This window comes from Rhodococcus sp. RS1C4 (assembly GCF_002258225.1).
GTDB lineage: Bacteria > Actinomycetota > Actinomycetes > Mycobacteriales > Mycobacteriaceae > Rhodococcoides > Rhodococcoides fascians_E.
Window position 1 is genome coordinate 166569 of record NZ_NOXZ01000017.1, and the last position, 21944, is coordinate 188512.

A 21944-nucleotide genomic window follows, 5' to 3' on the forward strand; every position below is an offset into this window, starting at 1 on the left:
GTGGCAGTGATTCCGATGTTTCCCCTGGGAAGCGTTCTGCTCCCGGGTGAGCCGCTTCCTCTGCACATCTTCGAACCGCGCTACCAGGAGATGCTGCGAGACTGCCTCGCTACCGAGGACCCGAGCTTCGGGGTGGTGCTCATCGCCCGCGGCCACGAGGCCGGAGGCGGAGACGTTCGGCACGATGTCGCCACCAGGGCGCACATCGTCGCGCACCAGGACATCGGCGACGGCCGCTTTCTCGTGGAATGCGTAGGAGGGGAAAGAATCCGAGTCGACGCCTGGCTCGAGGACGACCCGTACCCTCGTGCCGACGTACGGCCGTGGCCCGATCATCCCGAGGATTCGGTCACCGAATCCGAGTTCGCCGAACTCCAGGAGCAGATCAGGGCGCTGTATCGACTGATCGGCACTCTCGCCGAAGCGGAAGGCTCGACGCCGCCGGACGATCCCGAATTCTCCGAGCTTCCCGCCGCGTCGGGGGAACGCCTGTTCCGCCTCGCCGCGCAGGTTCCCATGGGCCAATCCGACCGCCAGGACGTCCTCGAGGCACTCGGCGCGTCGGATCGACTGCAGGCCCTGACCGACGCCATCGACAACGTCAGCGACATAGTCCGGTTTCGACTGCAGTAGCACATTCAGCGCACAAAGGAAGAACCCCCGGGAAGCAATGCTTTCCGGGGGTTCTTCTTTCGTAGCGGGGACAGGATTTGAACCTGCGACCTCTGGGTTATGAGCCCAGCGAGCTACCGAGCTGCTCCACCCCGCGTCGGGTGCTTCACTACCGTACCTCTCCACGGGCCCGAACACCCAATCGCCTGGTCAGACGCATTACGCCCACAGCGATCTCTGCTCGGAGCAGAGAATCCTTCCTTCCCGCCGACCCACCGCGCAGCCTGATGGGGACCGACGACACTCACGAGTGAGGAATGCACATGTACACCACCATGAACGAACGCGACACCGCCGCGGTGTCACCGTTCGACGACCAACTGGCGTCCCGACTGCTCGATCAACGCATCGTCGTACTGGGGGCCGCCGTCGACGACGCCATCGCCGGACGGATCTGCGCGCAGCTGCTCCTCCTGTCCGCCAACGACTCTCGCCGCGATATCAGCCTCTACATCAACTCACCTGGAGGTTCGGTGAGCGCGGGCCTCGCGATCATGGACACCATGCGGCTCATACCCAACGACGTATCCACCCTCGCAATGGGTTTCGCCGCCAGCATGGGCCAGTTCCTGCTCACCGCGGGCACCAAGGGAAAACGCTACAGCCTCCCGCACGCCCGCGTGATGATGCACCAGCCGTCCGCAGGCATCCGCGGCACCGCCGTCGACATCGAGATCCAGGCGCAGAACCTCGAATACACGAAGGCATTGATGCACAGCCTCAATGCCGAACACTCCGGCCACGACGTGTCCACGGTGACGGCGGACAGCGAACGCGACCGTTGGTTCACGGCCGAGCAGGCTCGGGACTACGGCCTTATCGACCACATCGTCACCACCCTCGACGACATACGACCATCGGCACCGCACCACAAGGTAGGACTGGGAGTCGAGCAATCATGAGCCAGTACACGATCCCCACCGTCGTCGAACGGACTCACAGCGGCGAGCGCGCCTACGACATCTACAGCCGACTCCTGTCCGAACGCGTCATCTTCCTCGGAACCGAGATCGACGACGGCGTCGCGAACGTCGTCATCGCGCAGCTCTTCCACCTCGAATCGGACAACCCCGATGCCGACATCAGCTTGTACATCAATTCACCCGGCGGATCGTTCACCGCGATGACCGCCATCTACGACACGATGGAATACATCAAACCCGACGTGTCCACCTTCTGCGTCGGGCAGGCAGCGTCGGCCGCGGGAGTGCTGATGGCGTCGGGAGCACCAGGTAAGCGAATCATGCTGAACCACGCCAGGATTCTGCTTCACCAGCCGTCAGGTGGAGGTGAGGGAACCATCTCCGATCTCACGCTGCAACGCGACGAGATAGTGCGCGTGCGCTCGGAGATGGAGAAGATCCTCGCCCATCACACCGGTCAGAAACCCGAGACACTACGGCTGGACACCGACCGCGATCGGATCTACACCGCCACCGAGGCAGTCGATTACGGGTTGGCAGACCTGATCGCGACCAATCGGAACTGACTGCGCTGCAGACCACTCCGCCCCGGTCAGGCGGCCAGCATGGTGACGGGAGCGGGACCGCGCGAGACTCGTTGGACGGAGATCGTTCCAGCGAGTTCTCGCCCGGTCAACATCAGCAGGCGAGACGGGGCGATCTCCAGCGCGCCGCACAGAGCCGAGAGCACCTCGGACGACGCTTCCTTTCGTCCCCGCTCGACCTCGGAGAGGTAGGGCATCGACACCCGCGCCTCGGACGAGACCTCCTGCAAAGTGCGGCCCTGTTCCGTGCGGATTCGACGCAGAACCCGGCCCATACCCTCACGGACCAGCGGTTCGGGGCCGGGCGGCGTACGACCTGCGGCGGGGCGCAGCGGGAGAACCTTCGCGATAGCTCGTTCGTCTGCCATGCAGCCAGGCTAGGAGCTGTGTGGACCTTTCGCTCGATCTTCCGAACCTATTCTGCTGTCGGCAGAAATCGGTCCCGTCCGTCCTGGTCGTCGCCATACTGTCGCCGCGGTCATGAGCTCCCACGCCACGAAGGTGTAGATCGAGACACGCTCCACCGCGCCGACCGGCCCGATACCCGTGAGGAGCAACGCCGACGCCGCGAACCCCACCGTCCCCAGCCCGACGGAAGCGCGCGAGTACCAGCGCGGGAATCTCGTCGCATCGGAACCGACAGTCCGTGCCGAACCGACAGTGAGGGCGATGACGTTTCCTGCGCCGATGGCCAGAACCGCCCCCAGGGTGTGCAGGTTGCCCTCGCCCGTGTGCACCACGGCAACCAGCACACTCCCGACCGCGTAGGCGAGGACACTGCCACGCATCAGCTGCGCCCGTCCCCTCGTCAGCAGGGGAGCCGCGACGAGTCCCGCCGCGAGCACCGACGCCGCGGACACGCAGAACGAGGCGTTCATCAGTCCGTGCCACTCGGACACCTCCGGCACCCCGAGCTCGCTGACGGTGTCGTGCAGTGGGCTGTAGCCGTCGAACCGGAGAGCTGTAGCCGCCTCCGCGAGCAGATATTGCACACCGGCCACTCCGAACAGAGCGCCGGCAATGCGGCATCGTCGACCTACCGATGCGCCGCGTGCCCAGGCAGTACGCAGTGTCCCGATGACTGTCTCCCTGTACGAACGATCCGGAACCAAGGGGTCCGGGTGAACAGCCTGTACCGGTAGGTACAGTCGGGGTCGTTCCCACGCAGCGCGGCGCGGGAGCACCCCCTCGAGGAGCAACTGTGCCACGAACAGCAGCGTCACGAACAGCAGCGTCACGAAGAGCAGCGTCACGAACAGCAGCGTCACGAACCACCGCCGACAGGCGGGACGTGGTGCCCGTCCTGGCAGGTGTCTTCGGAGACCTGGGCTGGAACGGGTCCTCGCTGTCGGTGATCAGCAAGCGAACCGGGCTCGGCAAGGGCAGCCTGTACCACTTCTTTCCCCGCGGAAAGACCGAGATGGCGGAGGCAGTTCTGGACGAGGTCGAGCGGTGGTTCCAGAGCAACGTGTTCGCACCGCTGCGTGCCGCGACGGACGCCCGCGCGCGCTCCCACGACATGTTTGCGCAGACCTCGAAGTACTTCCAGTCCGGCCGTCGGGTCTGCTTGTTCGCGGCGTTCTCGCTCGGTGAGGAGCGGGCACTCTTCGGCTCCCGCGTCGCCAAGTACTTCAGCGATTGGATCGACGCGCTGACGCCGGTGCTGCGGCAACTCGGACACGGCGACGACGCCCAGGGTTTGGCGGAGGAGATCGTCGCCGGGATACAGGGAGCGTTGGTGCTCTCCCGCACGTCCGGCGACACCCGTAGCTTCGAGCGTCTCATGTCCCGCCTGGAGACCGCCGCGCTCGGCACGGGCTCGCTGGAGATGGCGCGATGACCACCGGACCCATCACCACCAGACCTGCTCCGCCGCTGCGTACATTCGGAGTTCGCGAATTTCTGCGCCTGCTCGTCATCGGCGCGGTCCTGGTGTTATATCAGGTGCTGGCTGTCGGAAAGTGGGCGCTCGCACCGCGTCGCGGTTGGCCGCTTCACGCCTCGGAGGGCGTCGTCGACGCCTTCTTCGTCCTGGGACCGACGTTCGTCAAGGTCGGGCAGTTGATGGGCTCGTCCCCGGGACTGTTTCCCAAGGTCCTGGCCGACACCTGCCTCCGATGTCTCGACGAGGTCCCGCCCTACCCGGGTGCGCAGGCCCGCGCCACCATCGAGTCCGACCTGGGACGGCCGACGGCGGAACTGTTCAGCCGCTTCGACGACGTCCCGCTGTCCTCTGCATCGGTCGCGCAGGTGCATCTGTGCGTCCTGCGCGACGGCCGCGAAGTGATCATGAAGGTCCAGCGCCGGGGCATCTACCACCGCATGAAGGTGGACCTGCGCATCGCCTACATCTTCGCCCGGGCGCTCGAGAAGTTCATCGTGTTCTTCAAGACCGCCAACGCATCCGCGATCATCGTCGACCTCCACGCCGCCACATTCGCCGAGTTGGACAGTGTGGTCGAAGCGCGCAGGCAAGCACGCTTCCGCGAATCGATCTCCGCGTTCGGCGACAACGAGTACGTCACCGCGCCAGAGGTGTTCACCGAATACTGCGGCAGCCGCGTGATCTGCATGGAACGAATGCACGGTTCACCGCTCGACCAGTGCACGCCGGGCGACGCGTCGGAACTCGTCGTCCGGCGAGCCGCGAAGGTGTGGATGGAAGCGCTTGTGCTGCACGGCCTCTTCCACGGCGACGTCCATGCGGGCAACGTCTGGGTGCTCGACGACGGACGCGTGTCCTTCCTCGACTTCGGCGTGATGGGCGAACTCGACGAACAGTGGCGGATGCTCCTGCAGGACCTGTTCCACGCCACAGTCGTCGACGGCGATTTCACCCGCCTCGCGGGCAGCGTCAAGCGTCTCGGCATCGTCACCGACGACGTGGGCACCGACGCCGAGGTCGGACTCATCCTTCAGGCCGTGTTCGCACCGATGCTGTCGGACACGTTGGCGCACTTCAGCCTGACCGATTTCATCAAGGCTCTCGTCGGAATGGGCAAGCAGTACCGAACGTCGAGTCCCGAGGAACTCATTCTCGTCGGCAAGCAACTCGGATACTTCGAGCGGTACGCGATCGAACTGGCCCCGAACTGGGCGCTCGGGACCGACCCGTTCGTCTTCAAGAACGTCTTCCCCGCGGAGATCGCTGCGTTGTCCACAGCACGCGGAGTGGAACTCCCCGACTGAACCGAGTGGAACTTCCCGATTGAACCGGAGTGGAACTGCCGGCTACTTCAGTTGGAGAACCACTTTTCCTGCGGCGGTGCGATTTTCGAGTGACAGTATGGCATCGGATGCCTTGTCGATCGAGAACACCGTCGGCTCCGGGGCGGTCAGTTCTCCCGACGCCAGCAGCGGTTCCAGCTCCGCCCACTGAGTCGCGAGGTACCCCGGCCGCGTCATCCACCATGCGCCCCAACCGACACCGACGACGTCGACGTTGTTGAGCAACAGGCGATTCACCTTCACTGTCGGGATCTCGCCGCCCGTGAAACCGAGCACCAGGATGCGTCCCGACGGCGCCAAACTCCTGATGCTGTCGGTGAACCGATCACCGCCGACAGGATCGACGACGAGGTCGACGCCTCTGCCGTCGGTCAGCTTCTTGACGGCGTCCTTCCATCCTGTTCCGTCCGCGTCCGCGGTGAGCACGACGTCGGTGGCGCCTGCAGCCCTCGCGATCTCACCCTTTGCCTCGGTGCTGACGACCGCGATCACGCGCGACGCTCCGAGTACCGGCGCCAACCGCAGCGCAGACGTTCCGATACCGCCTGCAGCGCCGTGCACCAGCACGGTCTCGCCCTCGGCCAATCGCCCTCGTTCGCGAAGCGCGAAGTGCACCGTCAGGTCGTTGAAGAGCAAACCCGCCCCTGCCGTGAGCGACACGGCGTCGGGTAGTGGAAACACGGTGTCGGGCGAGACGACGGCGACCTCCGCCATACCGTCGGACAGTCCGGTCAGCGCGGCGACACGGTCGCCAGCGGCGAACCCCGATCCCTCCGGCGCCGAGCGCACGATCCCGGCGATCTCGCTGCCGGGAACGAACGGTAGTTCCGGCTTGTACTGGTACAGCCCCCTGGTCAGCAGCGCATCCGGGTACGCGACGCCCGCCGCCTCGACGTCGATCACCAACGCGTCGTCGCGAACCGCGGGTTCGTCGATGTCGACGATCTGCACCGATTCCGGGCCGTCGAGACTCGTGATGTGTACCGCGCGCATGTGCTGTCCTCTCGGAAGATCTGCTGCCAGGGGGAATGCCGACGATCTACGTACCTCGATCCCACCGTACAAGTCGATGTGATCGAATCGACTCATGAGTACCCCCCTCACCGTCGAAACACCGTCCGGGCCGGCGCGCGGAGGCATCGTCGTCGTCCAGGAAGCCTTCGGAGTGACCACCCACATCGTCGACATCTGCCGGCGCCTCGCCGACGCCGGCTGGGTAGCCGTCGCACCCCATCTCTTCCACCGCCAGGACAAGCAGATTCACGATTACACCGACATGGACTCGGCGATGGCGTCCATCGGCGCGCTGCAGGCCACCGAGGTCGATGCCGACGTCGACGCGGCCCTCGGTGACATCGCCGCCCGAGGCTTCGAACCGGCCCAGTCCGCGATCATCGGGTTCTGCATGGGCGGATCGGTTGCCTTCCACACCGCTGTTCGACGCACGCTCGGCGCAGCCGCCACCTACTACGGCGGCGGTATCGACAAAGCCCGCTTCGGTTATCCGACAATGCTGTCCGTCGCCGACGCACTCCAGACACCGTGGCACGGTTTCTTCGGCGACCTGGACACCGGCATTCCCGTCGAACAGGTGGAACAACTGCGTGCCGCCGCAGCAACGGCCCCTGTGTCGACCGAGATCACTCGCTATGCAGAAGGCCGGCACGGCTTCAACTGCAACGACCGGCCCGCGGTCTACAACCCCGACGCCGCCGCCGACGCCTGGGTCCGCACTCTCGACTGGTTCGACGGCCATGTCGCCCACTGAACCGAGCTCGACCGAACGAGGAACGGACGAACCAGGAACGGACGAGACGGAGCAGGTCCGAGCGTTCTGGCAGGAGCTCGAACTTCCGGGGCTGTTCGACGTCCACACCCACTTCATGCCGAAGAACGTCATGGACAAGGTGTGGGCGTACTTCGACAGTGCGGGGCCGCTCGTGGGCATGGACTGGCCGATCACCTACCGCGAGGACGAGGAGGTGCGGCTGAACCGGCTGCGCGAGTTCGGCGTACGCGGTTTCACGTCGATGATCTATCCGCACAAGCCGGGGATGGCCGCGTGGCTGAATTCGTGGGGTGCAGATTTTGCGCAACGCACACCGGATTGCCTTCGGACGGCAACGTTCTACCCCGAGCCCGACGCGGGGCGGTACGTCGCCGACGCGATTACCTCCGGGACTCGAATCTTCAAGTCGCACATCCAGGTAGGGAATTATGCACCGGGCGATCCCCTACTGGATCCTGTGTGGGGCGCCATCGAGGATGCGGCGGTACCCGTCGTCATCCACTGCGGTTCCGGCCCCGCACCCGGTGACCACACGGGACCGGAACCGATCGCCGGACTGCTCCGACGATTTCCGCGCCTACCGTTGATCATTGCGCACATGGGCATGCCCGAGTACACCGAATTCCTCGATATCGCGACGCTTCACCAGGAGGTACGGCTGGACACCACGATGTCCTTCACCGATTTCTCCGAATCGGCATGGCCGTTTCCGGTCGCCGAGAGATCGCGTCTGCTGGATCTGCAGGATCGCATCTTGTTCGGAAGCGACTTTCCCAACATCCCGTACCCGTATCTCGATGCGCTCGAGGCCGTCCGTCGATTGGATCTGGGCGACGACTGGGTTCGAGATGTCTGCTACCACAACGGCGCAACCCTCTTCGGACTGCACGAGGCGTGAGCCGAACCGACTGAACCGAAGGTCAGGCCTGCTTGAAACCGCGAAGCGCCTCGCTGACCGCACTGCCCTGACGGAAGCCCGCCTCGGCGGCTGCTGAACGTACAGCCGGGTCGGTGGGGTCGGGTCCGATGGCCGACAGCGTGTCGGCGTCGGGCCGGATGACCTCGACGCTCGAACCTCCCGCGATCAAGCGTCCGCGCTCGGCCGCCGATGGATCCTGCCCGGCATCGACGACGCCGACCTGCAGGATCAGGACTTTCGCGAAACCGACTGCGAGGTCGGCATTTTCGCTGGATCGGACGCCGCCGTCGATGTAGCGATGCACGCCTATCGTCACCGGCGGCCACATTCCCGGGATGGCGCAACTGGCTGCGACGGCGTCGACCAATCTCACTCCGGAATCGCGATTCAGCACTCGAAGTCGGCCCGATTCCGCGTCCACCGCCACGACCCTGAGATCACGATCCGGCCACTCGTGCGACGGCAGCCTGTGTGCGATCACCGCACGTCGCTCCGCTTCGGACGGTGTCGACGCCGCGAGAGCGGCAGTGCCGACGTAGCGGGCGAAGCGCTGTCGGTCGCCTGCTGCCCGCTCGGCGGCCGCGTCGAGCAACTCGTTCAGCGAGTCGATCGACACATTCGGACGTGGCTCGTCGATCTGCAGTTCGGGCCGAACCTGCCTGTCGTAGAGGTCTGCGAGCGACACTCCACTGCTGACCTGGGCTGCGACGGCCGCTCCCGCCGAAGTGCCTAGCAGCATGTCCGACCAGTCGGGGCCGGTCACGTCGACACCGGCGTGGGCCAGTCCGTGAAGCAGGCCCGTCTGCCATGCGATTCCGGCGACCCCACCGCCGCCGAGAACCAACGCTGTGCGCGACACATTCATCCCCTTCGATACGAACATCCCCGGCTACGTTCTTCGAGCCCCAGGCACAGAACCTACTACCTCGGTGTCGAATCACCCGCGGAGCGAGACTGCCGATTCACCCGCGGAGCGAGCCACGCGACCAGATCGGCGAGGACCTGCTCACGTTCGGGTTCGTTGAAGACCTCGTGGAACAAGCCGTCGTACACCTCGAGGGTGAGGTCGGTGGAGCCGGCTCTCTCGGCGATCATCCGGCTGCCTGCCACGTCGGCGAGCTTGTCCTCGCTGCCGTGCTGCAGCAGCACCGGCAGCGTCAACGACGGCAGGGCAGCCGGGAAACTTTCCATCGCGCCGACGAGGTGGCTGGCCAGCCCGGCAGGAACCTTCCCGTGATGCACGAGGGGATCCGCGTCGTACGCGGCGACGACGGCGGGGTCGCGCGAGACGTCGGCCGAGTCGAGTGCCTGAACCGGAACGGACGGCGCGATTCTGCCGAGAATCTTTCCGATCGGCACGAGGATCTTGGGTGTTCCGTCACCGAGCACCACTGCCGGGCCGGACAGCATGAGACCGTCGAGCTCGGCTTGATGCTCGAGTGCGTAGGACAGCGCGATAGCGCCGCCCATGCTGTGCCCGAGCAGGAATGTCTTGGTGTTCGGGTGCGCGGTGCGGGCGATGCGGAACAGTTCGTGCAGGTCGCTCACGTAATCCGACCAGTTCTTGGACTCGAGCCGTTTGCCACCCGACCGCCCGTGCCCTCGGTGGTCGATCGCGTACACGATTAGGCCGAGGTCGCCGAGCACAGCGGCAACGTGGTCGTAGCGTCGGGCATGCTCACCCAGTCCGTGGGACAGCACGACCAGCCCGGTAATCTCGGCATCGGGCGTCCAGACGTCGTAGACGATGTCGGTCCCGTGCCGGCCAACGAGCGAGAACTCGGCTCTGTCCACAGTGGTGCTCCTCACGTCGGGTCTGTGTGCCCATCCGATCACGTGGCTGGTTCGAACGACAATGGTGAGGACCTTTGCCCGAAAATAACTGTTACCTTTAGTCAGAGTAAATTTCTTGCGGTCGATTTTCCGAGAGGGGGTATGCGACCCTCATGAGCCAGCAGACTCCGAGCGTGCCGCTCACGTGGCGCGATCCCAAGAGATACCTGTGGCCTCTCGGCCTGGTGATCCCGCTCAGCCCGTTCATGGCCTGGGGCCTGGTCAGTTGGCTCGGTCCCGGCGCGTTCTGGCTGCTGGGCCTGGTGATCATGGGCATCGTCATCCCGCTCGTCGACGCCTTCTCCGGCGTCGACCGTCGTAACCCGCCCGTCGAAGCCGCCGAGGCACTCGAGAACGACAAGTACTACCGCTGGTGCCTGTATCTGCTGATTCCGCTGCAGTACGCCGGACTCGTCCTGGCCTGCTACCTGTGGGCGCACGGACCTCTCGGAGTACCGGAGCGCATCGGGTTGGCGATCACCATCGGAATCGTCGGCGGAGTCGGAATCAACGCCGCCCACGAGCTCGGCCACAAACGTGAGAACGTCGAGCGCTGGATGTCCAAGGTGACATTGGCGCAGTCGTTCTACGGGCACTTCTACGTCGAGCACAACCACGGTCACCACGTACGCGTCGCGACGCCGGAGGATCCTGCGTCGGCCAAGTACGGCGAAAGCTTCTGGAGGTTTCTTCCGCGGAGCATGATCGGCGGCATCGTCTCCGCCTGGGAGCTCGAGCAGCGACGGCTCCATCGCATCGGCAAGTCACGCTGGACCGCCCACAATCACCTGTTCAACGCGGCGGCCATCTCGGTCGTGTTGTTCGCGGCTCTGATCGCAGGCTTCGGCTGGATCGTGGCGCCGTACCTGGTGCTGCAGGCAGTGATCGCGGTGATTCTCTTCGAGGCCGCGAACTACCTGGAGCACTACGGGCTGCTGCGGCAGAAGACGAAGCGCGGGCGGTACGAGCGCACCAACCACACCCACAGCTGGAACAGCGATCACCTGTGGAGCAACCTGTTTCTGTACCACCTCCAGCGGCACAGCGACCACCACGCCAACCCGGTGCGGCGGTACCAATCCCTGCGCAGCATGGACGATTCCCCGCAGCTCCCGGCCGGGTACGCAGTGATGATCTTCTGCGCACTCGTGCCTCCGCTGTGGCGAAAGGTGATGGATCAAAGGCTGATCGACTACTACGACGGGGACATGTCGCGCATCAATTCCTTGTGAGTGGAGTGCCCTAGTCGTCTGTCTGCGCCCGGAGGTACCGCCCGAAGTGGGGGACCGTGAAGGCGATGGTTCCCCGCTCGGCGGAGTAGATCAGGCCCTTCTTGATGAGCCCGTCCCGTGCGGGGGACAACGACGCGGGCTTGCGGCCCAGCTCGGTGGCCACCGCGGATGTCGGCACCGACGCATCGTCGCCCGAAAGATCGGCCATCGCGCGCATGTACTCGCGCTCCGCTGGGGTTGCCCGCTCGTACCGCGAACCGAAGAATCCGACCGCCAGCTCTTCCTCCGCGGTCGGCGCCGCGACACGAACGTCCTCGGCGGTGATCGGTGTTTCGGCCGCGAGATCCCACGTCGCCTTGCCGTACGCCTGCACGAAGTACGGGTATCCGTCCGCGGCGTCGTACAGCGCGTCGAGTGCCTCGGTGGTGAACTCGACGTCCTCGCGATCCGCAGGAGCGATCAGCGCAAGATCAGCCGCGGTCCGTTCCAGCCTGCCGATGCGGTGATAGCTGAACAGCCGCTCCGAATAGCTCTTCGACGCGGAGAGGACTGCAGGCAGATGCGGCAGCCCTGCGCCGACGATGATCAGCGGCGCCGCGTCCTGACTCAGCTCGTGGCAGGCCGCGCACAGCGCCGAGATGTCGGCAGGCCCGAGATCCTGCATTTCGTCGATGAAGATGGCGATGCCTACGCCGACGTCCCCGGCCAGCGCCGACGCGTCGAGCAGCAGTTCGACCAAGTCGATCTCGATGTCACCCGAGTCGGCTCGTCCGGTCTTCGCCGGAACGTCGATGCCGGGCTGCCAACGCTCGCGCATGCCCTTGTCCGCCGACGCTCGGAGCGCGAACGCCTTGAGCACTCCGAGAAACTCGTCGACGCGCTCGGGATCCCGGTGCGACGCGGCGATTCCTCGGACGGCCATGTGTAGTGCCGACGACAGTGGCCGTCGCAGCTCCTGGTCCGGCCGCGCTTCGATCTTGCCGGTGCCCCATCCTCGCGCGACGGCCGCCGAACGCAAGTGATTCAGCAATACCGTTTTCCCGACGCCTCGCAGACCCGTCAGTACGACGCTTCGCTCCGGACGGCCACGGGTGATGCGCTCGAGTACGACGTCGAAGGCGTCGAGTTGCTTCTTTCGCCCGGCGAGTTCGGGCGGACGTTGACCTGCGCCGGGAGCGTAGGGGTTACGCACGGGGTCCATGGGGTCAAAGTAACAAGTGGGATTGCTCTTTATGGGTACATCTAGGCCGTGTCCTAGAGAGTGTTATCGAGGCCTAGCAACTTCATCGCGCCGTATCGGGCACTATCGGCTGGCCGCTAGACACCGTTAGACGACCGAATTCTTGCTCTGCACGGGCAGGCGAGAGTACTTTGACACTCGTGCAGAAGTTTCTCGTAGTACACCGCCGTAGCGGGGTCTGATTCGGACCGACCCCCGCTGCGGGTCGTTGTGCTACCTATCTCGGTCCTTCCTTCACATTCGGAAAGACCACTTCCATGAACGCTCTCCCCTGCACCTCTTCCGCCCCGTCGTCTGCCAGCGAGTCCTTCGCGTCGCGTTTCGGCGGCATTCTCCCGCCGGAACTGACGGCCTCCGCGCAGGCCATGACCTGGTCGGAGTTCCGTGCCGAGTTCAGCGGCGCCTCGGGTCCGATCCGCCTGGGCAGCTGGCAGGAATCCGACGCGCGAGGCGGCCGGAAGACCTTCGATGCGACCTTCGGGATCGGCGACTCCATTCACTCCACGACGGCAACCAGCTTCGGCCCGATCGACGCGTTGACGTCGATGCTCTACGACGCAGGCATCCACATCGAGATCACCGCGTTCCACCAGCAACCGCTGGGCCTGCATGAGCTTCTGCACGGCTCGACGGCGACCTTCGTCCAGTGCGACATCGACGGTCGACGCGAATGGGCGATGGCCATCGACGCGAGCAGCGTCGAATCATCGATCAGGGCCGTCATCGGCGCAGCCAACCTACTACTCGACCGGCGCAGGGCTGCACGTCCGTCTCTGGATGGTTCTACACCTCTATCGGCTGCGCGCTAGATATTCGTAGAAGGCGATAGCAACGCTCACTATCGCCTTCTACGGCTTTCTTCCATGGACACTAGAAACATGTAGAAAGCGTTACGGCATTTCCATCGTCTCGGCCCGCCGAATCTCGCCGACCGCGCGTTGGATGTAGCCCTGGGCCGCGACCTTTCGCCTGACCAGCAAGTCGGTGATGATCAGGATCGCGTGCTCCGGCCGGGGAAACGGCCGTTGCTCCGCGGCCTCCTGCATGTGATCGGCGACGCCGAGCGCCCCCGTCAGCACCTCGACGAAGCCGGGAACGTCCAGATCCTCGTACCACGCGGCCGACGCCCGGACCGCGCTCGTCAATGCATCCTGGACGTCCTCGCCGGTGAGACCGTCGGGATGCAGTTCTTCGAGTAGCGAACGCACCATCTCGGCGTGGATCGAGGAGACCTGGGCTCTGTCCTCGGAGTCGAGACTCCGCGCGGCGTCGTCGAAGTCGCCTTTCGAGCGGGCGCGTGCCGCGGTGATTGCGTCATCGGTTGCGTCGGCGATCGCGCGTACGGTCGGCGGCCAGTCGGAGTTCTCGATCACCGGTCGATTCTCGCAGGCAGGACCGACAGTTCGTGTACATGTAACCCGGATTCATACTAAAGTCGAGTGCATGAACACCGCTATGGACCGCAGAATCGTCGTCAACGAGGGCATGCACCTCGCCGTGTTCGAGACCGGCAACCCGGACGGTGAGACGATCGTGCTGGTTCACGGCTGGCCCGACACGCACGAGTTGTGGAGCCACATCGTCCCGCTCCTCGAAGAGGACTATCGCGTCGTGTCCTACGACGTGCGCGGAGCAGGCGAGAGCACGATTCCTCAGGAGCGGTCGGCATACCGGCTCCGCAACCTGGCCTCCGACTTCTATGCAGTGATCGACGCCGTCAGCCCGGACCGGAAAGTCCACGTCCTCGCGCACGACTGGGGCGCAGTCCAGGCCTGGGAAGCAGCGGCCGAGCCACACGCCATCGACCGCATCGCCTCCTACACATCCATTTCCGGTCCCAACCTCGACCACCTCGGCAAATGGTCGCGCTCGCGCCTCGCGAAACCGACGGCGGAGGGCATACGACACGTCCTCGCCCAGGTGCGCGCCTCCTGGTACACGGTCACGTTCCATATCCCCGGACTGTCGACGCTGCGAATCAAACGCCAGTTCGCCAAAGGGTGGCCCGCGTTCCTGCAGGAGTTCTCGGGCGTCGATCCTGCTCTGGTGACACAGAATTCGACCCTGTGGTCCGATGCAACCAACGGCACCAACCTCTATCGCGCCAACATCGTTCCACGACTGACGAAGCCGCGGGAACGCTACGTGGACATCCCCGTCCAACTGATCGTGAACACCGAGGACGTCGCCGTGCGCCCGTACCACTACGCGGACACAGGCAAGTGGGTGAAGAACTTGACTCGCAACGACATTCCAGCAGGCCACTGGTCGCCGATCTCCCACGCGCGCGACATCGCGGAACTCACCAAGACATACATCGCCGGACTGGCCGCTGAGTAGCCGGCCGTCGACCGAAGAACATCTCAGGGCGCGAGAACCAGCTTGTGCCGCACCGATGATGCTCGGCTCCATGCCTTCTCGACGTCGGACAGCGGAACTTCCTCGTACTCGATCCGAAGCTTGCCTTCGGCTGCCCAGTCACTGATCCGACGGTAGGCGTCGACCACCGCTTGCGGCCCGTGGTGAATCGGCATGAACCCTGCGACTGTCGCTCCCAGTGCCCTCATGAGCTGTGCCGGGATCGTGATGTCGGCTCCGGCTCGGTCGCCGATCTGAATGGACCGCACGCCTCGGTTTCCCGCCCGAAGCGCGGCGAGTGCCACAGTGCCCCAGGTGTAATCGAGGATCACGTCGACGCCTCCGGACGCGTCGCGGATCGCTGCCGTCAGGTCGCCTTCGGTCGAGCCGACGGCGACCACACCGGTGGCGCCGAGTTCCAGCGTCGCCTCCAATGCCTGCCGGTCGCGTCCGACGACCGTGATGGACCCGGCGCCGAGCAAGGACGCAGCCTGCACGGCGATGCGCCCGACCACGCCGGTGCCGCCCAGGATGACGACGCTCTCGCCTGCCTTCAGGTGCGCCCCCTCGACGAGCGGCATACTTCCCGCCAGGCCTGCGTTTCCCAAGGTCGCGGCGGTTCCGAAGTCCAGGCCGTCCGGAATGTCGATCAGGTTGCCCACGGGTACGGGCGCGAACTCGGCCATCGAACCGAACGGAGCCCGCGGCAGGGAGAAGTACACCCGACGTCCGTCGGCGGTGACACCACCGCCTTCGATGCCTGCGATCACGGGCAGGGTTCGCGGGCTCAGGTAGTGCCCGCCCGAGGCGATGGCAATATCGACGGCATTGATCGTGGCCGCTTCCACCCGAAGCACCTCGATGCCCTCCGCACCCGTCGGGTCCTCGTGATCGGCGAACCTCGGAATCCCGTACTCGGTCAGAACTGCTGCTTTCACGACGTGCCTCCACCCATCGTCCGCACCCTCACGCGGGTGACTGAATCGGTATTCACTGAATCTAGATTCAGTCTGTACGCTACACATGTAGCTGTCAACCGAAAGGGCGCATGTGCCGACCACTTCACGCGAGCTTCAAGCCGCCCGAACCCGCACGGAACTCGAGCACGCCGCGCGCGTCGTGTTCGCGCGGACGGGATACCTCGCGGCCAAGATCACCGACATCACGCGCGAGGCCGGCCGGTCGACGGGGTCGTTCTACAACCATTTCGACAGCAAGGACGCACTACTGCTCGCCCTCGCCGAACGGCTCGGCGAGGAAGCCGACGCGATAGTCGCCGCGCAGGATCCGGTCGCACGAACCGCGCGAACCATGCGTCCCCACCTCGAGGTGTTCTGGCGGATCTTCGGCGAGAATCGAACAGTCATCGACGCGCTCCGCGACGCAGCCCTCGTCAACGACGAACTCTCCTCCCGTGTCGAAGAATTCACCATCCTGCAGTTCGAGCCGTGGGTCGACAGACTGCGCGGATTCGAGAGCGACGGCGTCGAGCTGCCGGCGTCACCCGCGGTGACGGCGCAGCTCGTAGCCGGCGCCGCCGAGTCGTTCGCACGCCGATGGACGGGCGAACCGTCGCACGGACTCGATGCGCTCGTCGACTTCGTCGATCGCGCAGTCTTCGGTCCACTCGTGAACACACGCCCCGATCAGGCGAGGTGACCACGCAGCGTGTCGGAGGTGTAGTCCCTACGGAAGAGCCCCCGCGACTGCAGGACAGGTACCACATGGTCGACGAAGTCGTCCAAACCGTCCGGATACAGCGGGGGCATCAGGTTGAAGCCGTCCGCTGCACCGCCGTCGATCCAGGCCTCGATCTCGTCGGCGATGGACTCGGGAGTGCCGATCATCGTCGCGTGGCCGCCGCCTGCGGCGAGCGTGCCGAGCAGCTCACCGACGGTCGGGGAGTCCTTCGCGATGATCCGAAGGATGGTCTCGTACCGTCCGTGGGGCCCGGTGAATTCCTCGATGGGAGGCAGTGAAGGGACAGGAGCATCGAGTTCCCACGCACTGCAGTCTTGTTCGACGAACGTGCTCAGTTGTTTCAACGACTGCTCCACCGGCAACAAGGCGTCGAGCTCGTCCTTCTTCGCTCTCGCCTCGGCTGTGGTCGATCCGACGTAGGTCACGAGGCCGGGCATGATGCCGACGGACGCCGGTTCCCGTCCAGCGCTGCGGACCCGCGCCTTCACATCTGCGTAATACGCTGCGCCGGAGTCGATATCGTAGGCAACTGCATAGATCGCCTCGGCGTAGCGGGCGGCCAGATCCCGGCCCTGCCCCGACGCGCCCGCCTGGAACAGCACCGGCCGGCCTTGCGGCGAACGAGGGACCGTCAGTGGACCGTCGACCCGGAAATGTTTGCCCGAGTGGTCGATCCGGTTCACCTTGTCCGGATCGGCGTACACGCCGTCACGGTCGAGCACGAGCGCGTCGGCGTCCCACGTGTCCCACAGAGCGAGGGCGACGTCGACGAACTCCTCGGCACGCGCGTATCGCTCACCGCGAGGCGGGATCTCGTCGAAGCCGTGATTGCGTGCCTCGGCGTCGAACATCGAGGTGACGACGTTCCATCCGGCACGTCCGCCGCTGATGTGGTCGAGGGAGGCGAGCAGGCGCGCGGCGTGGAACGGCGTGTAGAACGTGGTGGACACCGTGGTCACCAGACCGATGTGCGTCGTCGCCCGCGCCATCGCCGTCATCGCGGTGATCGGTTCCAGAAACCATGTTCCCGCTCCTGCCGGGTCACGCACCGAGTGGCCGTCGGCGAAGAACACCGCATCGAGCTTGCCGCGCTCCGCCGTTTGTGCGAGCTTCTCGTAGTACCCGATGTCGCCCAGATCCTCGACGCGCGAACGCGGATGTCGCCAGGCGGCGCTGTGGTGACCGCAGTTGTACAGGAAGGCGTTCAGATGCATCATCAGTCCTTGACCAATCCACCGTCCACGACGAGATTCTGGCCGGTCACCGAACGGGACCACGGCGATGCGAAGAACAGCAACGCATCGGCGAACTCCTCGGGCGTCACCACACGCTTCAGTGGAGTGGAGGCGGCGATGAAATCGAAGACCTCCTCCGGCGTCGCGGCGCTCGCGTCGGTGGTGCGCAACAGGCCGCCGGACACCATGTTGACGGTGATGCCGTCGCCGCCGAGGTCGGCCGCAAGCGTCCTGGTCAGGGACAGAAGCGCGGCCTTCGATGCCGTGTAGTCGTGATACGGCACCACCGGGTTCTGAAACAGGTTGGTGCCGACGTTGACGATCCGGCCCGATCCGGCGGCCCGCATACCCGGCACCGCGCGCTGAGTCGTGTTGAGTGCGCCGCGCACTGCGCCTTGGAACTGGGCGTCGAACTGGTCCCAGGAGATGGTGTCCGCCTTGCTGCGCGCGTCACCGTCGAACGAGAAATCGGCGAGAGCATTGTTGACGACGGTGGTCACCGACGTGCCGAAATGCTGCTCGGCTGCGGTGAACAGGGCGTCGACCTGGGCGGGATCGGTGACGTCGGCAGCGACGGCCACACCACCGATCTCCGACGCCAGTGCCTCCGCAGCCTCGCGGCTACGTCGATAGTTGACGACGACGCGTGCTCCCTGCGCAGCGAACGCGCGGGCCACTGCGGTTCCCAGGCCCCGTCCGGCTCCGGTGACGACGACGGTCTGACGATCGAAGTTCATGCGTGTGCCTCTCGCTCGGCGGACACCACGAACGTGAGGATGCACGGACACCCAGATAAAACTTTCGATCCGCGCTGACATCCCTACGCTGGTGTTGACCAGATCAGGTTCGACGGGTGTGTTCTCAGCCGCGTCGGTGCGGCACCCCGTGTCGACTGCACACTGTAGTCCCTTCGCGGGGCGCTACCGTCTATCACTCCGTCTACGGCGATCTATCGAAATTTGTAGAGAGTGATAGATCGCCCTACGGTCGGGCTAGCCGATGACCGCCCATCCGTGTGCCGGCACCGTCGTCCGTCCCCGGTCCACGGAGGCAACACCTGCCAGGACTTCACCGGAGATGCGGTAGTCGACGGTGTCGTCGCCGAGATTGAGCGCGACGTGCAGTGCGTTGTCGCCACTGTGGACCCGATAGAGCATCGCGGTGTTGGCCAGCTCGACGGTCTCGGTTTTCGCAGTGTGCAGCCACGGAGCGCGTCGACGTAGTCCGATCAGTTCCTGGTGCAGGTGGAACGTCGACCATCCCGCCGAATCGAGTTGCTCACGGGTCATGGGGAACTCGGGCCGGACGTCGTCGTCGCCGCCGACGCGCTCCTCCTTGACGCCGCGGAATCCCTGCTCGTCGCCGTAATAGATCATCGGTGTTCCACCAGTGGTGAACAGCGTGACGAGCGCGTGGGGGAGATGCCGTTCGTCGGAGATGGTGCTGGCGATGCGATTGACATCGTGGTTGCCCACGAACGTGGCGGGCACGAAGGTGTCGAGCCACTCGTTGTGGCGACCGAGGGCGTGCGAGAGCTCGAAGAAGTTCTGCTCCGCGATTGCACTCCACGTCGCCTTCCACAGCTCGTACTGGGTCACCGAGTCCAGCGAGCTCCGCTGCACGATCTGTGCGTAGTCACCGTGGATGACCTCGCCGAGGAAATACGCGTCGGGGAACCGTTCGCGGACCCGCGGTAGTACGGTCGCCCAGAACTCCGGCGGCACAGCATATGCCGCATCCAGACGCCATCCGTCGGCGCCGCGGCCGAGCCAGTGTTGCATGACGTCGACGACGTAGTCCTGCACTGCCGCGCTGCTGTGGTCGAGCGCGACGAGTTCGTCGTGACCTTCGAAGTTGCGGTGACGCCCGGAGGCGTCGAGATGAAACCAGGATGCCGCGTCGGAGTCCCCGGCAAGAGCGCTCTGGAACCGTGGAAAGCTCTGCCCCACATGATTGAAGACACCGTCGAGCATGACCCTGATTCCACGGCCGTGCGCTCGGTCGATCAGAGTGTCGAAGTCCTCGTCGGTACCGAGCCGCTCATCGACGCGCAGGTGGTCGACGGTCTCGTACCCGTGGCCTTCCGAGGCGAAGATGGGACCGAGTGCGACACCGGACGCCCCGAGTTCCAGTGCGTAGTCGAGCCATTCGACCACCTTGAGCAACCGATGCTCCTCGGCCAAGGAGGTTCCGTCCCACTCTCGCACCGGCGCACCGGCGAATCCGAGAGGATAGACATGCCACCAGATTGCGTGCTCGACCCAGGACGGACTCATGCGCGCACCACGGATTCGCGGCCGAGTTCGCCGGCACCGGTGTGCCCGGACAAGCTGGTGACCAGATCGAATTCGGCGAGGATGCAGCGTAGTACGTGCTCCACGCCCTCCTGCCCGCCGAGCGCAAGGCCGTACAGGAACGGCCGGCCGAGCAGTACCGCGTCCGCTCCGAGCGCAAGCGCCTTGGCCATGTCCGCACCCGTGCGCACACCGGAGTCGAACAAGACCGTCACCTGGTCACCGACGGCGTCGACGATCGCAGGCAGCGCGTCCAACGATGCTCGTGCGCCGTCGATCTGGCGCCCACCGTGATTGGACACCACGATGCCGTCGACTCCGTGCTCGACGGCCGACCTCGCATCTCCGACGGTGCAGATCCCCTTGAGGACGATCGGACCGTCCCAGTGATCCCGCAGGAACTTCAGCTGACCCCAGTTCAGCCCCGGATTGGGGAACATCTTGGCCCAGTGCATCGCCGCAGCAATGGGATTGGTCTCCACGGGCTGCTCGAGACCGGCCTTGAACGCCGGATCGGTGAGATAGTTCTCGATGCCGAGGTTGGCGAGAAAGGGGAGATAACCGCGGTCGAGGTCCGCCGGACGCCATCCCAGCAGGGTCGTGTCCAGGGTGAGCACGAGCGTCGTGAAGCCGGTGGTCTTGGCCCGATCCAGAAAGCTCAGAAGCACCGATGCATCGGTGGGCCAGTACAACTGGTACCACCGCGGTGCGTCGCCACCGGCTTCCGCCACTTGCTCGAACGAGTGCGACGCCTGCGTCGAGTGGATGTACGGAATGCCGAGCGCCGCTGCGGCTCGTGCGGTGGCGAGCTCACCGTCCGGATGGGCGAGGGTCTGAATTCCCACCGGAGCGATCAACACAGGCGCGGGTAGCTCCGTACCGAGCACCGTGACCGAGTGATCCCGCTCGGCCGCACTACGCAACATACGCGGTGCAATGCGCCACCGGTCGAACGCTTCTCGATTGGCCCGGGCCGTCGAACCACTACCGGCGCTGGCGACGATGTACCCCAGCGCCTCGGGCGTCAGCCTCGCCGCGGCCTGATCCTCGAGTTTCGCGAGGTTGGTGGTGATCTTCGGCTTCTGATCGGTGAACATGCCCTGGGCATAGATGCCGATCTGATGGTCACTGAAGTTCATGCTCCCCACCGTAGTGGGCGGCGGGAAGTGGACGGCACGAAATCCACCCGTCGAGCAGCGCAGCGCAGCGTGCACGCAGGTCGGCTTCGTTATCCACCAGGTCTTTCCTGATGGCATCGACCATGTCCTGGTCCTGCTCGATACCGTCGCGCACCCACGCGTCGGCCCAGGAGTCGAAGACGTCGACGTCGATCTCGGGGTGGAACTGCAGTCCCAGGTGCCTGCCGTGCACGAAAGCCTGCTGGCCGGCACTGTTGCTCGCGATCACCGTCGCGGTGTCCGGCGCGACGAAGGTGTCGTCGTGATACTCCATCCACGGTCCGGGCCCGATCAGATCCGGGCGCGTCGAGCGGGTCTCGGTCAGGCCGTGTTCGGGGAACTGCGACCGCGTGACGGTTCCGCCCAGGATTCGCGCCAGCAACTGCCCACCGAAACAGACACCCAGAATCGGTACGTCCTTCTCGATGGCACGCTCGAGATAGTCGATCTCCGGGCCGATCCACGACGACTCTCCGTACGCGGCGTCCGGCGATCCCATGACGACCACCATCCCGGCGTCGTCCAGCGACGGCGGGGTATCGGCGTGCCCGTAGTCGAAGGAATGCACGTCGAGTCGGTATCCGCGACTCTCCAACTCGGGCGCGAGCGTACCGATGTTGCGTCGGCCCAGAGCCGGGTCACGATCGTGGACCAGAACGACTGCGCGCTTGTCGGTCGCGGAATCCTGTCGAGAATCGAACGTCATGAGGGACGAGGTTAGGACACGGTGCCGAACGGGACGTCCTCTGTACCGATAC

General features: G+C 65.1%; 24 protein-coding genes, 1 tRNA gene and 1 riboswitch. Of the genes, 11 read left to right on the forward strand and 14 right to left on the reverse strand.

Translation table 11 applies throughout. From position 1 onward, the window contains the following. Positions 1 to 633: an LON peptidase substrate-binding domain-containing protein gene (locus CH289_RS07440; protein ID WP_020112453.1), complete on the forward strand. Its 633-nt coding sequence runs from the start codon at positions 1 to 3 to the stop codon at positions 631 to 633. A 62-nt stretch (positions 634 to 695) separates the two neighbouring features. Here CH289_RS07440 and CH289_RS07445 read toward each other — a convergent pair. Next, positions 696 to 769 (reverse strand) — tRNA-Met (locus tag CH289_RS07445). Positions 770 to 929: 160 nt separating this feature from the next. Here CH289_RS07445 and CH289_RS07450 point away from each other — a divergent pair. Beyond that, positions 930 to 1574, forward strand: a complete 645-nt coding sequence (locus CH289_RS07450) for a ClpP family protease (RefSeq protein WP_019666967.1) — start codon at positions 930 to 932, stop codon at positions 1572 to 1574. Beyond that, entirely contained in the window at positions 1571 to 2161 is a 591-nt protein-coding gene (locus CH289_RS07455; protein ID WP_020112455.1) for a ClpP family protease, read from the forward strand. Before CH289_RS07450 ends, CH289_RS07455 begins: the two co-directional genes overlap by 4 nt. A gap of 26 nt (positions 2162 to 2187) precedes the next feature. Here CH289_RS07455 and CH289_RS07460 read toward each other — a convergent pair whose 3' ends face one another. Beyond that, on the reverse strand, positions 2188 to 2547 hold the full coding sequence (locus tag CH289_RS07460) for a helix-turn-helix domain-containing protein (protein ID WP_094727640.1): 360 nt from the start codon (positions 2545 to 2547) through the stop codon (positions 2188 to 2190). Positions 2548 to 2556: 9 nt separating this feature from the next. Then, positions 2557 to 3447: a DUF998 domain-containing protein gene (locus CH289_RS07465; protein ID WP_256977069.1), complete on the reverse strand. Its 891-nt coding sequence runs from the start codon at positions 3445 to 3447 to the stop codon at positions 2557 to 2559. A gap of 23 nt (positions 3448 to 3470) precedes the next feature. On the opposite strand from CH289_RS07465, the gene CH289_RS07470 reads away from it, so the two are divergent. After that, entirely contained in the window at positions 3471 to 4019 is a 549-nt protein-coding gene (locus CH289_RS07470; RefSeq protein ID WP_020112458.1) for a TetR/AcrR family transcriptional regulator, read from the forward strand. Beyond that, the gene (locus CH289_RS07475) at positions 4016 to 5368 is read left to right on the forward strand and encodes an ABC1 kinase family protein (protein WP_020112459.1); all 1353 of its coding nucleotides are present in this window, start codon (positions 4016 to 4018) and stop codon (positions 5366 to 5368) included. The genes CH289_RS07470 and CH289_RS07475 overlap by 4 nt, the downstream gene beginning before the upstream one ends. 42 nt (positions 5369 to 5410) lie before the next feature. Here the strand turns inward: CH289_RS07475 and CH289_RS07480 are convergent, their stop codons facing one another. Further along, on the reverse strand, positions 5411 to 6400 hold the full coding sequence (locus CH289_RS07480; protein WP_037159303.1) for an NADPH:quinone oxidoreductase family protein: 990 nt from the start codon (positions 6398 to 6400) through the stop codon (positions 5411 to 5413). Positions 6401 to 6494: 94 nt separating this feature from the next. On the opposite strand from CH289_RS07480, the gene CH289_RS07485 reads away from it, so the two are divergent. Beyond that, positions 6495 to 7175: a dienelactone hydrolase family protein gene (locus tag CH289_RS07485; protein WP_033189034.1), complete on the forward strand. Its 681-nt coding sequence runs from the start codon at positions 6495 to 6497 to the stop codon at positions 7173 to 7175. Further along, positions 7162 to 8094 (forward strand): amidohydrolase family protein, encoded by a 933-nt coding sequence (locus CH289_RS07490; protein WP_094727641.1) that lies wholly within the window; start codon positions 7162 to 7164, stop codon positions 8092 to 8094. The genes CH289_RS07485 and CH289_RS07490 overlap by 14 nt, the downstream gene beginning before the upstream one ends. Positions 8095 to 8116: 22 nt before the next feature. Here the strand turns inward: CH289_RS07490 and CH289_RS07495 are convergent, their stop codons facing one another. Together CH289_RS07495 and CH289_RS07500 are read right to left on the reverse strand one after the other, a co-directional pair. Continuing rightward, positions 8117 to 8980, reverse strand: coding sequence for a patatin-like phospholipase family protein (locus CH289_RS07495; protein ID WP_306427514.1), 864 nt, complete (start codon positions 8978 to 8980; stop codon positions 8117 to 8119). Between the two features lie 56 nt (positions 8981 to 9036). Next, a complete protein-coding gene (locus CH289_RS07500; RefSeq protein WP_033189056.1) occupies positions 9037 to 9909 on the reverse strand; it encodes an alpha/beta hydrolase in 873 nt (290 codons plus the stop codon). Positions 9910 to 10061: 152 nt separating this feature from the next. Between CH289_RS07500 and CH289_RS07505 the strand changes: the two genes are divergently transcribed. Then, entirely contained in the window at positions 10062 to 11180 is a 1119-nt protein-coding gene (locus CH289_RS07505) for an alkane 1-monooxygenase (protein WP_094727643.1), read from the forward strand. 10 nt (positions 11181 to 11190) lie between these two features. On the opposite strand, the gene CH289_RS07510 is transcribed toward CH289_RS07505, so the two are convergent. Further along, entirely contained in the window at positions 11191 to 12381 is a 1191-nt protein-coding gene (locus CH289_RS07510) for an ATP-binding protein (protein WP_019666979.1), read from the reverse strand. A 296-nt stretch (positions 12382 to 12677) separates the two neighbouring features. On the opposite strand from CH289_RS07510, the gene CH289_RS07515 reads away from it, so the two are divergent. Beyond that, the gene (locus CH289_RS07515) at positions 12678 to 13229 is read left to right on the forward strand and encodes an alpha-isopropylmalate synthase regulatory domain-containing protein (RefSeq protein WP_020112465.1); all 552 of its coding nucleotides are present in this window, start codon (positions 12678 to 12680) and stop codon (positions 13227 to 13229) included. Between the two features lie 81 nt (positions 13230 to 13310). Here CH289_RS07515 and CH289_RS07520 read toward each other — a convergent pair whose 3' ends face one another. Continuing rightward, positions 13311 to 13793, reverse strand: coding sequence for a hypothetical protein (locus CH289_RS07520; protein ID WP_020112466.1), 483 nt, complete (start codon positions 13791 to 13793; stop codon positions 13311 to 13313). A gap of 70 nt (positions 13794 to 13863) precedes the next feature. Between CH289_RS07520 and CH289_RS07525 the strand changes: the two genes are divergently transcribed. After that, complete coding sequence (locus CH289_RS07525; protein ID WP_033189037.1) at positions 13864 to 14760, forward strand: alpha/beta fold hydrolase; 897 nt, start codon at positions 13864 to 13866, stop codon at positions 14758 to 14760. Positions 14761 to 14783: 23 nt separating this feature from the next. On the opposite strand, the gene CH289_RS07530 is transcribed toward CH289_RS07525, so the two are convergent. Beyond that, complete coding sequence (locus CH289_RS07530) at positions 14784 to 15716, reverse strand: quinone oxidoreductase family protein (protein WP_020112468.1); 933 nt, start codon at positions 15714 to 15716, stop codon at positions 14784 to 14786. A gap of 112 nt (positions 15717 to 15828) precedes the next feature. Here CH289_RS07530 and CH289_RS07535 point away from each other — a divergent pair, with 112 nt between their 5' ends. Then, positions 15829 to 16437, forward strand: coding sequence for a TetR/AcrR family transcriptional regulator (locus CH289_RS07535; protein WP_033189038.1), 609 nt, complete (start codon positions 15829 to 15831; stop codon positions 16435 to 16437). Here CH289_RS07535 and CH289_RS07540 read toward each other — a convergent pair. The 5 genes from CH289_RS07540 to CH289_RS07560 form a co-directional block, all read right to left on the reverse strand. Further along, positions 16425 to 17696, reverse strand: a complete 1272-nt coding sequence (locus CH289_RS07540; protein ID WP_033189039.1) for an LLM class flavin-dependent oxidoreductase — start codon at positions 17694 to 17696, stop codon at positions 16425 to 16427. The two genes, CH289_RS07535 and CH289_RS07540, sit on opposite strands and share 13 nt — an antisense overlap. Beyond that, a complete protein-coding gene (locus CH289_RS07545; protein ID WP_026348116.1) occupies positions 17696 to 18451 on the reverse strand; it encodes a 3-oxoacyl-ACP reductase in 756 nt (251 codons plus the stop codon). The genes CH289_RS07540 and CH289_RS07545 overlap by 1 nt, the downstream gene beginning before the upstream one ends. A gap of 63 nt (positions 18452 to 18514) precedes the next feature. Beyond that, a riboswitch (TPP riboswitch) is annotated at positions 18515 to 18610 on the reverse strand. 96 nt (positions 18611 to 18706) lie between these two features. Then, complete coding sequence (locus tag CH289_RS07550) at positions 18707 to 19990, reverse strand: alpha-amylase family glycosyl hydrolase (RefSeq protein WP_094727644.1); 1284 nt, start codon at positions 19988 to 19990, stop codon at positions 18707 to 18709. Then, positions 19987 to 21147, reverse strand: coding sequence for an alpha-hydroxy-acid oxidizing protein (locus tag CH289_RS07555; protein ID WP_094727645.1), 1161 nt, complete (start codon positions 21145 to 21147; stop codon positions 19987 to 19989). Before CH289_RS07555 ends, CH289_RS07550 begins: the two co-directional genes overlap by 4 nt. Continuing rightward, the gene (locus CH289_RS07560; RefSeq protein WP_094727646.1) at positions 21134 to 21892 is read right to left on the reverse strand and encodes a type 1 glutamine amidotransferase; all 759 of its coding nucleotides are present in this window, start codon (positions 21890 to 21892) and stop codon (positions 21134 to 21136) included. Before CH289_RS07560 ends, CH289_RS07555 begins: the two co-directional genes overlap by 14 nt. Positions 21893 to 21944: the final 52 nt, after the last annotated feature.

Bases quoted from the DNA above. Each gene is read 5' to 3' on its own strand.
- CH289_RS07515 (WP_020112465.1), top strand. From the start codon at position 12,678: ATGAACGCTCTCCCCTGCACCTCTTCCGCCCCGTCGTCTGCCAGCGAG.
- CH289_RS07555 (WP_094727645.1), bottom strand. From the start codon at position 21,147: ATGAACTTCAGTGACCATCAGATCGGCATCTATGCCCAGGGCATGTTC.
- CH289_RS07545 (WP_026348116.1), bottom strand. From the start codon at position 18,451: ATGAACTTCGATCGTCAGACCGTCGTCGTCACCGGAGCCGGACGGGGC.
- CH289_RS07460 (WP_094727640.1), bottom strand. From the start codon at position 2,547: ATGGCAGACGAACGAGCTATCGCGAAGGTTCTCCCGCTGCGCCCCGCC.
- CH289_RS07560 (WP_094727646.1), bottom strand. From the start codon at position 21,892: ATGACGTTCGATTCTCGACAGGATTCCGCGACCGACAAGCGCGCAGTC.
- CH289_RS07505 (WP_094727643.1), top strand. From the start codon at position 10,062: ATGAGCCAGCAGACTCCGAGCGTGCCGCTCACGTGGCGCGATCCCAAG.
- CH289_RS07475 (WP_020112459.1), top strand. From the start codon at position 4,016: ATGACCACCGGACCCATCACCACCAGACCTGCTCCGCCGCTGCGTACA.
- CH289_RS07550 (WP_094727644.1), bottom strand. From the start codon at position 19,990: ATGAGTCCGTCCTGGGTCGAGCACGCAATCTGGTGGCATGTCTATCCT.
- CH289_RS07495 (WP_306427514.1), bottom strand. From the start codon at position 8,980: ATGAATGTGTCGCGCACAGCGTTGGTTCTCGGCGGCGGTGGGGTCGCC.
- CH289_RS07490 (WP_094727641.1), top strand. From the start codon at position 7,162: ATGTCGCCCACTGAACCGAGCTCGACCGAACGAGGAACGGACGAACCA.
- CH289_RS07455 (WP_020112455.1), top strand. From the start codon at position 1,571: ATGAGCCAGTACACGATCCCCACCGTCGTCGAACGGACTCACAGCGGC.
- CH289_RS07485 (WP_033189034.1), top strand. From the start codon at position 6,495: ATGAGTACCCCCCTCACCGTCGAAACACCGTCCGGGCCGGCGCGCGGA.
- CH289_RS07450 (WP_019666967.1), top strand. From the start codon at position 930: ATGCACATGTACACCACCATGAACGAACGCGACACCGCCGCGGTGTCA.
- CH289_RS07480 (WP_037159303.1), bottom strand. From the start codon at position 6,400: ATGCGCGCGGTACACATCACGAGTCTCGACGGCCCGGAATCGGTGCAG.
- CH289_RS07525 (WP_033189037.1), top strand. From the start codon at position 13,864: ATGAACACCGCTATGGACCGCAGAATCGTCGTCAACGAGGGCATGCAC.
- CH289_RS07540 (WP_033189039.1), bottom strand. From the start codon at position 17,696: ATGATGCATCTGAACGCCTTCCTGTACAACTGCGGTCACCACAGCGCC.
- CH289_RS07510 (WP_019666979.1), bottom strand. From the start codon at position 12,381: ATGGACCCCGTGCGTAACCCCTACGCTCCCGGCGCAGGTCAACGTCCG.